The sequence below is a fragment of the Sphingobacterium sp. HJSM2_6 genome (genome assembly GCF_049316305.1).
Taxonomy (GTDB): domain Bacteria; phylum Bacteroidota; class Bacteroidia; order Sphingobacteriales; family Sphingobacteriaceae; genus Sphingobacterium.
In genome coordinates this window covers 132209-143313 of the sequence record NZ_JBMOXB010000005.1, presented here as the reverse complement: position 1 = coordinate 143313, position 11105 = coordinate 132209, and the positions used below count along the sequence as shown (strand labels likewise).

The 11105-nt window shown below is 31.6% G+C and carries 8 protein-coding genes and 1 tRNA gene; 3 read left to right on the top strand and 6 right to left on the bottom strand.

Going from position 1 to position 11105, the window contains the following annotated elements; all coding sequences use genetic code 11:
- Positions 1–92: 92 nt before the first annotated feature.
- Both ACFRAE_RS06480 and ACFRAE_RS06475 read right to left on the bottom strand, forming a co-directional pair.
- On the bottom strand, positions 93–1568 hold the full coding sequence (locus ACFRAE_RS06480; protein ID WP_422796315.1) for an LptF/LptG family permease: 1476 nt from the start codon (positions 1566–1568) through the stop codon (positions 93–95).
- 206 nt (positions 1569–1774) lie between these two features.
- The gene (locus ACFRAE_RS06475; RefSeq protein WP_422796314.1) at positions 1775–2152 is read right to left on the bottom strand and encodes an START-like domain-containing protein; all 378 of its coding nucleotides are present in this window, start codon (positions 2150–2152) and stop codon (positions 1775–1777) included.
- Positions 2153–2481: 329 nt separating this feature from the next.
- Here ACFRAE_RS06475 and ACFRAE_RS06470 point away from each other — a divergent pair.
- A tRNA-Met gene (locus tag ACFRAE_RS06470) sits at positions 2482–2555 on the top strand.
- Between the two features lie 1077 nt (positions 2556–3632).
- On the opposite strand, the gene ACFRAE_RS06465 is transcribed toward ACFRAE_RS06470, so the two are convergent.
- Both ACFRAE_RS06465 and ACFRAE_RS06460 read right to left on the bottom strand, forming a co-directional pair.
- Positions 3633–5978 carry a DGQHR domain-containing protein gene (locus tag ACFRAE_RS06465; RefSeq protein ID WP_422796313.1) on the bottom strand — a complete coding sequence of 782 codons (2346 nt, stop codon included), beginning with the start codon at positions 5976–5978 and terminating at the stop codon, positions 3633–3635.
- A gap of 2 nt (positions 5979–5980) precedes the next feature.
- A complete protein-coding gene (locus ACFRAE_RS06460; protein ID WP_422796312.1) occupies positions 5981–6784 on the bottom strand; it encodes a DNA adenine methylase in 804 nt (267 codons plus the stop codon).
- Between the two features lie 708 nt (positions 6785–7492).
- Between ACFRAE_RS06460 and ACFRAE_RS06455 the strand changes: the two genes are divergently transcribed.
- Both ACFRAE_RS06455 and ACFRAE_RS06450 read left to right on the top strand, forming a co-directional pair.
- Positions 7493–8437: a hypothetical protein gene (locus ACFRAE_RS06455; RefSeq protein WP_422796311.1), complete on the top strand. Its 945-nt coding sequence runs from the start codon at positions 7493–7495 to the stop codon at positions 8435–8437.
- A gap of 2 nt (positions 8438–8439) precedes the next feature.
- A complete protein-coding gene (locus tag ACFRAE_RS06450; RefSeq protein ID WP_422796310.1) occupies positions 8440–9099 on the top strand; it encodes a hypothetical protein in 660 nt (219 codons plus the stop codon).
- A gap of 144 nt (positions 9100–9243) precedes the next feature.
- On the opposite strand, the gene ACFRAE_RS06445 is transcribed toward ACFRAE_RS06450, so the two are convergent.
- The gene (locus tag ACFRAE_RS06445; RefSeq protein WP_422796309.1) at positions 9244–10848 is read right to left on the bottom strand and encodes a fimbrillin family protein; all 1605 of its coding nucleotides are present in this window, start codon (positions 10846–10848) and stop codon (positions 9244–9246) included.
- A gap of 16 nt (positions 10849–10864) precedes the next feature.
- Positions 10865–11029, bottom strand: a complete 165-nt coding sequence (locus ACFRAE_RS06440) for a hypothetical protein (protein WP_422796308.1) — start codon at positions 11027–11029, stop codon at positions 10865–10867.
- Between the last annotated feature and the right edge of the window lie 76 nt (positions 11030–11105).

Sequence of the window (11105 nt, the reverse complement as noted above, 5' to 3'; positions counted from 1 at the left end):
TTTAATAAAACCAAATTAACTTTTATATATAAGAGCCGCGACAATGTTATTGAAGCGGCTCTTTTCATTTTATGATAAAAATGGATGTCGTTTTATGAAGTCGGATCAGTGCTGGTTACAGCTTCAGACTTTGGCTTTTTAAACAAGCTGACTACTTTTTTCCAAATCGCTTCCGCTTTAATTTTATATTGGTCTACATCAAATAATGCTGAATCTGATGTTGATTTATATGTTAAAAATATTGCCAATGGCGTGAGAACAATAATGGCCATCCACATGCCCCATATAGGCGCTAAACTTGCATCTTTCGCCGCTTTCTCCGCTAATGTCGCTATGACATGGTATATTAAGAAAAAGATAATCGCCATCACTACCGGTAGTCCCAGTCCTCCTTTTCGAATAATCGCACCTAATGGAGCTCCCAATCCGAACAGTAATAAACAGGAGAATGCCAAGGTGAATTTTCGATGCCATTCGATGTCATATCGTATATCCTTTTCGTAATAGGGCGTAAAATCTTGATTTCTATTCGTCGCCAAATCCTTCAATTGTCTTGACTGATTAAGGGCATTATTCAAGGCCGTACGTTTAAGATCCGATTGGTTTAATTCGGCTAAGGTTATTCCGCTCTTGGATTCTTTTGGCTTCCCTTCTTGGTAATATTTACTGTAGAAATTAACATAGCGCATAGACTCCACGCTGTATATTTTTTCGAGGCTGTCCATATGGACAAGATTAGAATCCGAATAAAATTTCAGCTGTTTTAAATTTAACATCTGATGGTGGGTCTTGAATAAATCCTGATCCGTCCGATTCATCGCAAAACTACCCATATCAAACTTTTGAGTCGTTTCCTTAAACCTAAATCGTGTAAATTGTTGCCTAGGGTCATAACGCTTAGCATTCTTTACTCTTGAATCCTCATAACGCACTCCGTCCTTCATTTCCAAGACCATGTAGTTATTATCTTCTGAATTTTGAATGTATCCTTCCTTAGCAAAAATAACGTTATACGAGGCTCCTCCTTCAGAATGCTGATAAATCATCATATCATATAAGGTCGTTCCATCTTCACTTTTTGATTTTGCACGAATAGAATAGCCGGGAATGGTATTGTTGAAAACCCCTGGTTTGATAAAGAAATCTGCTTTTTTCTTACGTACATCGTACAATAGGGAGCCCATTTTTAAATTGACTATCGGTAAGATATAATCGGAAAAGAAAAAAGATCCTGCGCTAAACAATCCAACCACAACGAATAGCGGTGTCATTGCTTTTCGAAGCGAAACACCAGCCGCTTTAATAGCAACTAATTCATAACTTTCACCCAAATTTCCGAAGGTCATAATCGAAGATAATAACATCGATAGGGGTAAAGCCATGCTCAATTGTACCGCACATTGGTAACTCAATAATTCTAAAATCACATACCATTGAAATCCTTTACCTATTAGGTCATCAATGTATTTAAATAGAAAAAGCATCAGTAAAACAAACATGACAATAAAAAATGTCACGAGAAATGGTTTAATGAATGCTTGTAATATGAGTAAATTTATCTTTTTCATGTAATTACTACAACAACCCAATACATGCTTGCTATACGCACATGCTTAGGTTTAGTACACAAAGATACATTTTTTGTGATGTACTAAATGTTAGAAAAAGTTAATCTGTATGGGTTTTTTACGGAATTTTTAAATTCCATAAGAATGGACGTTAAATTCCCTGGTATTAAATAGAAGATCCAAAACCAGGGAATAGGATATGAATATTATGCGCCGATAACCCGTTGCAAATACCCTATAGAATTATTCCAAATTTGCTTACGATCTTCCAATTGTTCTTCTTTAGCATAATCGGTGATCGCTAATGCTACATCATTTGTTAATTCGTCTTGGACAATCTCAATTTCAAAATAATAAGGTTCGTCATCCAACCATTTAAATTTCACACTCTTGTTCTCTTTAACAGATACCAATCTCGCACGGTGAGATTCGTTATCCCATAAAAATTCATATATCCCATCATGATAATTTACGTCATCAGCAAACCATTGCGCTAATTCGTTTGGCTCCTGTAAATAAGGAAATAATATGCGTGGGGATGAGTTTAATACATATTCTAGGTTCAATTTAGTTTTTTCCGACATATGCTATACCTAAGTGGATCGTTTAAAATTATTGTTAGTAATCTATCTCGTATGTTTACCATACTAGTTTTTGTAATTATAATGAATTATTCCGTGATTAAAAAAAATGCATAAATCTTTTTTTTAACAGTTCTAGCGTTTTCAACAAGTATGCCAATTGAATTCTTTAGTGCTTATTCTTTCCAAGCATTTTTTATCGCTTCATGGTATCCGTTTGAAAATAAATCGTTTGCATGTTTTTCTTAGATTATATCGTTTTTAATAGCATTTTTTTATTCAATTTTTCTTTGATAATTATTCCTTATTGCTATCTTTGCATACCGAAAAACGGCGGGGTAGCTCAGATGGTTAGAGCGCAGGATTCATAACCCTGAGGTCGGCAGTTCGATCCTGCTCCCCGCTACTACAAAAAAGCTCATCATTTGATGAGCTTTTTTAGTATAATACCAATTCATAAGCCTTTTCTGCCTTTTAGTAAACCTTATTACAGATCAATCATAGCTATTACATGATTTTGAGAAAATTCTTAACGACACAGCATGTTAAAAATTAACATATATATCCCAAGTTTTGTACAAGGAAAAATCATAGACCCAAATGATCTGAAAATCATAGTTCAATCTTTTAAATCCTTATGCAGCTAAGATTATCGTGCCGCATAATTAGTTATCTTAAAAATGGATGCCAGTTTACATGATGTAGTCAATATGACTAAAATTAAAGTAACTGTTAAGGTTTAATACTAAGAAAAATATTGACATTTAATTGTTTAATTATAAGTCTGTTAAAGTTTATAAGTGAAAGATTATTTTAGCATAAATAATAGATTTAATTTTGTTATGAATCCTATTATTGGTAGGTTTCGAAACTTAATTTTTTTCATAAAATCAATTCTCTTAGAATAATCATATTCTGTTTTTGCAGTTAATATGTACATTAATATAAATGATATAGTAGTTATCCATGTTAATAAACAAATTTGCCATTTGCAACCTTTGAACAAATAACTTATGTTTATAATTTTCATCAATAAAAATGCTTATGTAAGTGTAGTCCTCATCATAACCAAAATAACTTACTTTTCAATAAAATGGTAGTAAACCTCATTTAGATTATTATAAATATTAGGAATACTTTTAGAATTTATTTTACATAGAATATCTAGTTTTTTATTTATGTGTTATTCAAATCTTGTAAGTCCGAATAATACATAGTAAATAGCCATACATAATTGTCAAATAATATAGGTAATTATTGCTGCTGGTAAAATTAAATTACTTTTAATAATATGTGTATATAAAGATGATTCGTAATAGAAATAATCAATACAATAAATATTAGTTAAAACAAGAAATCCACTTAAAAAATATATTTGAATTTCCCTTGCTATATGTGTAAATATGTTTAATAATTGTTCAAAAGATCTGTCCATTTCAATTTTGGAAATAAGTTATTTAATCTCAATTATGTCTATTTCAAATTATTGATAAAAATGCTTATGTATTTTTTCAATAAAATCCACCTCATCTCTATTTAAGCGTTTTTCCTTAGTACCTTCATGTGCCCACAAGTTTCTATATGAATTGAAATAAGAAATCCATTTCAAAGCTTTTTGTTTACTTCCAATACCCTCACCTATATCTATTGAAAAATCTCTTTCGAAAGTGCTAAAATAATCAATTTTAATATCCAGTATTTTATTCCAATATTTTTCGATAATAGTTTTATAATCATTTATATTAAACATTTCTGTCCAATCGACAATTCTTTTACCTAAACCATCTTTATAAAATTTCTCCATTTCCTGTTCGGCTCTATTTTGACACTCCCTTTTTATACTATTAATTTCTAATTCCCAATTATCACCGTATAAAATTTTTATTTTAGATAAAACTATACTTTTCATTTTTTTTTCAATCGCTATTCCTAAACTTCTTCCTCTATTTTGAAGTTCTTCATCTTGAGTTTCAAGCCATTTAACCATCTCGGTTGGAAAAAATTTATTGTTTTTTTGATGAACTATACTTTGGAAAAATCTAAGCCACTTTGTTTCTACACCAGATCCTAAATAGGAAAGATATTTTGTTTTTTCATCTTCGGTAATTTCATTTTGTAAATAATTAAGCAATGATTTTATATAAGGAACTAATTTATTAAACCTATCTATTTCATTCGTTGAGAAACTAACTTCTCCTTCGTCTATTAAAAATTTATTTAAACTATCAATCAAAAGTATAAATGGATAAGTTCCTCTATTTGATAAAATAAAAGATTTTTCATCATTATAAATTAAGGGATAATTCTGTTCAACGAATTCATAGCATTTAGAAATTAAATTAAAAATTCTTTTTTTACATTTAATCATTTCATCATTATGATCATGATTTGTTATATTATATAAAGAGTATTTATAAGCTTCTTCAGAGAAATTATTACCTTTAGCTTTAGGCAATATATTAGATGCTGATAAAGCATTTGAAAATGGTTGGAAAGTTAATATTGATTTATCTTCACCAACAGATATTTTTTCAAATAAAGGACTACTTAAATTATTTGATAATTCTTTAATTATAGCTGATCGAAGTGCTTTAACTCTTTTATCTGTTTTTTCCGAATTCCAATACAAATCTTCCTCTAGGTCTAATCTAAGACTAGGACTAACGGCTTTTTGATTTTCGTTAATATCCATGAAAATTTTTAGTTGTTCACTTGTATCTAAGTTTTCAAATGCAACAACAGGAATAGTGTTTGTTTTCTTAAACTTAGAATTAGCATATCCATAAACTCTATGCTGCCCATCAATTATGTAAGCAATTGAATAACTATTTGGAATTTTCAAAGTCCCAAAACATGAGTTGCTATCGCTCATTTTTGAACTTGCTTCAAATTGAATTTTATGTTTTTTACTATTGAAATTTATTATTATTGAATTTGGAAAATATCCTCCTTCATCAATAAATTTTGTTATACCTGGTAATCTTTTTGGAACAAGAAGCCTTTGGTATGTTGGGAATTCTGATTCATTCACTTTAGTTCTATGTAGAATAAAACCCATTTTCAATAATAATTCTGGTTCAATGGAAAACATATAATATGTTTTTTTTCCCATATCCCCTTTAATAGCTGGTATTTCTATTCGGTCTTTTGAAATAATTTCATTTTTGAAAATAAGACCAAGAAATTGATAAAATGCAACATTCTTGTAGTTTTTAATTAAATCGTTAATATATCTATAAGTATTATTATTATAATGAAAAGAATTTGTATTATGTAACCTCTTCAAATCTTCTGAATCCAACTCAATCCTAAGATTACGTGTTGCGAAAATATACTTAACTTTAAGAAATCTACCATAAACTTGTTGGAGGGTCTTTTTGAATCCATCAATCCTTAATCCTAATAATTCAAAGTCATCTTTGAAACTTTGAGATTTTTTAAGTTTTTCACTTGACTTACACTCTATTAAAATAGCTGTATCATCATTAACTGCTAACACATCAATTTGCTTTTTATTATCATTGTCAAAATACATATGTAAATTTTCGTCAATATTTAATTCTCTATATCCTAGTTCATACATTTGACACCAAATATCATCCTCAAATTTTTTTGAATGTATTTTTAATTTTCTAACTTTTGTCTTTGTCTTTAATGGTTTTCCAAAAACTTCCCACCCGTCTTTTTCATATTCTTTTATCAAATTATGATCAATACTTAGTGTTTGATATTCATTTTTTTTTGAATTATATATTTTCCCTAAATATGATAAATCATTAGTCATCTTTTTTTTAATATCAGCTATTTTGAAATGATCTATAAATGCCATAATTATTTTAAATTAGTTAGAATTAACTCTGAATATTTATCTCTTTTAGCAAATTTTCCTCCAACAACACTTACACGTTCCACCTCATAAACAAAATCTCCATTATTGAAAATTTCTTTAATAGATTTATGTGCTGCATTAGTCATAATATAGTATGCTCCAGCATCTTTAATATTATTTATATAAGAATTGAGCCTGAATTGATCCTCTAGTGAAAAAATTTTTTGATTATATTGAATAAAACCATTTTTATTATGAGCAACGGTATATGGGGGGTCAAGAAATATTAAATCGTTTTCTCTTATTTGATCGATAGTTTCATTAAAATCTATAGCCAAAATATTCGTACCGCTTAAATTCTGACTAGCCAATAAGAGATTTTGAAAATCAATAACATAGTTCTTTCTATGACCATATGGTACATTATATTCACCTAAGCTATTAACCCTATAAATACCATTAAAAGAGGTTTGATTTAAATAAATGAATTTAGCAGCCTCATATATTTTGTCATCAAATATTTGTTTCCTGATTTTATAATAAAATTCTTCAGTATTTTCAAATTGTGATAAAGCTTTTATCACGTTTTGAACATTATCCCTTACTTGTATATAAGTATTGATAAGATCAATGTTTGAATCAGAAATAGTTGCTTTTTGAGGATTTAAATGGAAATAAATCGATCCTCCTCCAATAAAAGGTTCATAATAGTTTTCAAAGTTATCAAGTTTGATAATTTTGTCAATTTCACTAAGTAACCACCTTTTTCCTCCAGCCCATCTTAAAAAAGGTTTAGCCTTTTTCATAATATTAAGTTTTAAAAATAAAAGTTTAGATTAATAATATTTTTAATCTTGGTTAATTTACTATTGGTTATAAAGCATTCCGTTTCGGAATTAGCATCATGAATATACACCTAACTTTAATAATTGAAAATAACTTTACTCAAAATCATTACCGAATTATATCACAATTTGTAATAATTCATGTTCTAGCAATATTGATGAGCTTTTTTAGTATAATACCAATTCATAAGCCTTTCCTGCCTTTTAGTAAACCTTATTACAGATCAAACATAGCTATTACATGATTTAAAGGAAATTCTATTCGACACAGCATGTTAAAAAGTAGAACTTATTTCCAAAGTATTGTACAAGGAAAAATTATAGACCCAAATAATCTGAAAATCATATTTTCTATAGCTATAAAACCCTCAGCAATTAAAATAATATTAGTACATAAGCATATCCAATCAGGAAATGAGAGACCACATGATAAATCATTAAAATACCCTAAAGCTTCAAAAAGTATAATTCACCACATACCATTCATCTCTACCTACAAAAGAATATGTACAATTTGATAACACTTACTTCCGCAGCAATTTTCGTTTACTTACAATACCCTACAACAACCAAGCTCATAGCCAATTCTACAGCAGCAAACAGTTAAAACCCCATCATTCTTGTAGCTGAAAGCAAAAACAATATATTTGTAGCATATACAAATCACAGATGAAACTATTAAGAGCAATTACATTACTGACGATGCTATGCTGCACTGCGCCGATATTTGCCCAGTCAAGCTTTGAAGGAACGTTGACTTCTCGAGTTACGATGGCGGGAGTAGACCTCAGTTTAGTTACCGAACAAATCGATTATTCCAAGGGAAATGTTCAGGAGCAAATGCAAACCTTATTTAAGGCGATTCCTCCAGCAGATTTTGCACGATTAAGAGCTATGATGGAAGAAAACCCAATGATGGGAATAGCCATGATTATGATGCCTCCCAAAGCAAGCATTCACATCAAAAACAAAATAACCTACGCGAAAACCAAGGGATTAGGTTATGAAATTCAGCATTATCACAATGAACAAAGCGATGAGGCCTTTCTTTATACAGCCTCATTAATAAAACCAAGCGATGCGGTAACCGGGGCATACAAACCTTCCGAAGGATACGATGCATTATTCACTGAAGCCAATCGCATCACAGTAGATAAGTTTAATGTAGAGCGTTCCACAAAAACAGCACAAGTAGCCGGTTATACTTGTAATATTTCCACTTATACCACGAAATCCTTAGATCCAGAAACTCCAAATTCGATGGGGATTCCTTCAGTACAGGTGCATAAGCTGGTAGTATATACCAGTAAAGAATTACCAAAAGGCATTAATTTTTCCCATCCCTATTACCTGCCTGAAGATCACGGAATTCTTCGAATCGATATCTACTTGAATGCAAAAGCAGAACCGTCCATGGTTTATGAAATGACCGCTGTAGATAAAAGTCCAGTGAACGACAGCTTGCTTATACCGAAGAAATCAGAGCCTATATATACGTTAACCGATATGAACTACGCCATGAAGTTGATGGGGATTATGATGGGGGGCATGGCTCAAATGGATGTGAGCGATGAAAATGAAGAAGAATTCAGTGAAGACGAGGAAATAAATTAATCATGAAACAATTAACTAAAGGAAAGCAATATGTCTTTTCATTGTTTATAGGGCTGGCAATCACCGCTTGTGGAAACCATGCTGCTAAACAAACAGAAGAAACAGTTGTGGGTGATTCCACTGAGCAAGTGGTTATTCAAGATACCGCTGATTTTGATCTTAGAAAGATACCTATCAGTGAAGTAAGTTTAGGCGAATTTCCATACTTAACTCCACCAGATGATTATTGCTTTGACTATTGCCAGGCATGGAAGGGAAGCATAAAAAAAGACGATATTAAAGCTTTAGATCGAGAGTTTTTTGCATTTAATGGCAAGTTAGTAGCTATAGAAGGTAAATCTTACAAACAAACCATAGAAAAGAATAGGACAACCGATCAATCAAGGTTTAGTGCCTTATTCGTTGAAAAAGCTTTTCATAACGCGTTATTGGATTTGGGAGCTGTAGAAGTAAATGGGGTAGAAGTACCTTATTCCGAGATTGAGCGTATAGGCAAACAAGAAGTACTCGATTATGGGCATGCCATTGATTTCAATGGACTAGATCACATTCACACCTATATCATCCGTAAGGAAGATAAGGTTATTTGGATTCAGTTTTCACTGCTAGACAATGAAAGCGGAAAGATTACCATAATGGAAAGCACAGATAAATTAAGCTAAGGGTTAGCGCTGTAAGCCCTCCGCATGTTAGGGCTGTTGCCCTAAAAACAGTAAAGAAAACCTCAGAATTAGCCCGTTTAAGAACCAAGATAGCGCATTAAAATGAACTATTTTGGTTCTTACTGGCTTATAATTCCATACTATTTATTTACAAGGAACTTTATTTACGCTCGTACCCGTCGCTTCAATATAAGTTCGACCTTCCACTAATTGAGTGAATTTTATCAGGTTATTTTTATCCTTATTCCAAGGGAATTTATTGAATGTATTTCCATTAAACAATTTCAATGGGTATAATTTACCTTTATTTACTTTACTGCCAAAGATGGTCACATCTCCTTGTCGGCTTATGATAAGGCGTATAAGCGGAAAATCCTTACTTCCGCTCATGGAAGAAATCGTGTTTATTTTTGCCCCGCCTTCCACATTGGTACCTTCATACATACTTCCATCTTCAAACATAATGTTTTGTGGTGTATAGGTGTGTTTTTGAAATTGAAGCTCATCCTTAGCCAAGAGTACCCCATTTAATTCCATATTAAAGGAATTGTCCAATACGATAAAATCAAATACAACACCATAGTCTGCTGCTGGCGCAATAACTTCTTTCACGAGTAAAGTATTATCCGGCACATATACACCATCCTTATTTATTCCTTTCACCCCATTTTCTCTTCTTTCCTCATACCTCCAGGAATAAGTAGTCGTCCAGTTGGTGGTTACCGTACAGGTTTTAAAATTTAAATCTAATTCATAAAAAACTCCCGGTTTGATTTTGATGTTTTGGATGGTTAGGTTTTCTTTTGTGTCACCATCCATGGTTATTTTTCCAAATGTCAATGAAGCGGTATTAGTTTCTGGATTAATGACTAACGTTTGTGTGCTACTCACCGATCTAAGGCCATTGGCTCCTAAATTGGGAAAACTAAGTGGAGTACCGTTCGAATTTTCCGATGCAAATGAAATAACCCCAGTTGCTAGTTTTAAACTGGCGCTTGTTTTATTGGGTTTGATGCTCACGTTGTTTAATTCGGTAAATGTGCCTGTGGTACCATTGTCAATTGATAGATTAACCTTTATTTCTCCCAGTTGATGTTTCAAAATAATATCCAAGTAATTATTACCGCTTTTCAAGGTCAACTGTTTTTTAAAATACATAAGCCTGCTGTTCACATCAACAATTTCAGCATTTTTTAACTGCTCTTTATTGATCAATTTTGGCAGCTCATCTCGGCTGTTTATTGAATACACCAGGAAGGTATACGTACTGTTTTCTTCAAATGCCAAAACTGGAGTTTTTTCCTCTTCTCCACGGAGGTATTCTCTTTCAGCAGCCAATTCACCCGTACTTTTGTAGACCAATAATTTATATTTTATGCCATCCGACAAATTTTTTCTTTCTGTGGCCGCTCTGTTATTCTTGTTGCTCTTTATAGCTGGCCTAGTTTGTTTATTTGAAATAGGGTCAAGCTCTTTGAGGGTTATTTCTACATTTTTATTTTCAGAAAACCCAATAATTCCAAGCGGTTTTGAGGCTGCTTTTTGAGGCTTTCTAACCTGGGGATTCTGGCTACCTTCAAACTCATTTTCAACTTCAAATACAGCGAAATTGATGCTTAATTGTGCTTTACCTCCTTCCTTTAAACCTTCAACCTTTATTTTTTTACAGGAATACGATAGCAATAGAAAGATTACTAACCAAGGTAGCAGGGTATGAATAGGGCGTATGTTATTTAATTTAATTTTCATGATGATCGTTCTGAAATTACCAATCTATATCAATTACTTGATGTTCAGTTTCTATTTCCTCTAGGATTTGTTGATCATCTCGTGTTGTGCGAATTATAGCCGATCCAACAGCAATGCCATGATCTAGTGCTACAATAATGAGCTCCAATTGTGGAGCTACATATTTTTTTTTCTTTTTCATTGGAAAATTATACCGAATAACTTCGTAGATATTTACTATAGTTTTTGTGATTAAAATATTGTTCTGATTAATAGTT